The organism is Kitasatospora sp. NPDC093558 (assembly GCF_040683475.1).
GTDB lineage: Bacteria > Actinomycetota > Actinomycetes > Streptomycetales > Streptomycetaceae > Kitasatospora.
The window spans coordinates 1-1,040 of sequence record NZ_JBFBDY010001403.1 but is presented as its reverse complement, the minus strand read 5'-3'; the positions used below and the strand labels follow the sequence as shown (position 1 = coordinate 1,040).

The following is a 1,040-nucleotide window of genomic DNA, read 5'->3' as shown; positions in this document are numbered from 1 at the left end:
CACCGCGGCCCTGCTCCGGCGCCGCCGCCCAGGCGGCGGCCCGGTCGGCGAACGCCTGTGGGTCCTCCCCGGACAGGGGGAGCAGGGCGACCGGCTGCGGTCGTCCGTGGTGCGCGTGCATGAGATTCCCCTCCACGGGCCTCGGTTCCTGGTTGTCCGGCCGTCTCAGCTGTAGATCTGGGCCTTGACGACCTCGAGGGTGGCGGCCGGGTCCCACTCGTTCTGGGCGTCGATGATGCGGCCGTCCTTGAAGCGGGTGCGGCCGGTGTAGTGGATGGTGAACGGCTTGTTGGTGGCCTCCAGGCCCATCACGGTGCCGCGGTGCACGCCGTGGAAGGTCCAGTTGAGGTGCACCCAGTCGTCCTCCCACTTGACGATCTCGAACTCGTAGGTGGGGTCGAGCTTCTCGCGCATCTCGACCATGCCGGCCTTGATGCCCTCCAGGTCCGGCTCGGTGTTCTCGAAGCCCAGCGCCGTCTCGTCGGTGTGGTGGACGAAGTCCGGGTGGATGAACTCCTCCAGGACGTCGTCGTTGCGGCCGTTCAGGTGCTCGGACAGGTAGCGCCCGAGGAGCGCCTCGGCGGCCTTCTGCTCGTCGACGTTCATGTGCGGATTCCTCTTCTCGGTGGGTGTGTTGCGGTGGTCAGGTGGTCAGGTGGTCAGGTGGTCAGGTGGGTCTCCGAGGTGCCCGCTCAGGCGGTGAGCGGCACCCGGACGGCGGCCGGCACGGCGTCGCCCGCGCACCACAGCGGCGCGCGCAGGGCGGTGTCGTGCAGCGCGCCGACCAGGGCGGCGGTGGCCGCCGCGCCGGCCGGGAGCGCCGGGGCGCCCGGCAGCGGGGTGCGGTCCAGGGCGAGCAGCGAGAGCACGCCCGCGACGGCCGGCGCCTCGGCGGCGGCCGTGCGCAGCAGCCCGGCGAGCTCCCGGCGGCCGGCGCCGGAGCCGGGCAGGTCGACGCGCACCGTGCGGACGCCGGACGGGAGTCGCTCCAGCGCGGCGCGCGCCTCGGGGCCGTCGGCACCCGCGGCCGGGGTGACGAC

2 protein-coding genes are annotated in these 1,040 nt (G+C 73.7%); both read right to left on the bottom strand.

What is annotated here, in order from left to right:
- Positions 1-165: 165 nt before the first annotated feature.
- Positions 166-606 (bottom strand): ester cyclase, encoded by a 441-nt coding sequence (locus AB0O00_RS41355; RefSeq protein ID WP_363659805.1) that lies wholly within the window; start codon positions 604-606, stop codon positions 166-168.
- An 86-nt stretch (positions 607-692) separates the two neighbouring features.
- The coding region (locus tag AB0O00_RS41350) for a hypothetical protein (RefSeq protein ID WP_363659804.1) at positions 693-1,040 on the bottom strand (348 nt) is incomplete at its 5' end.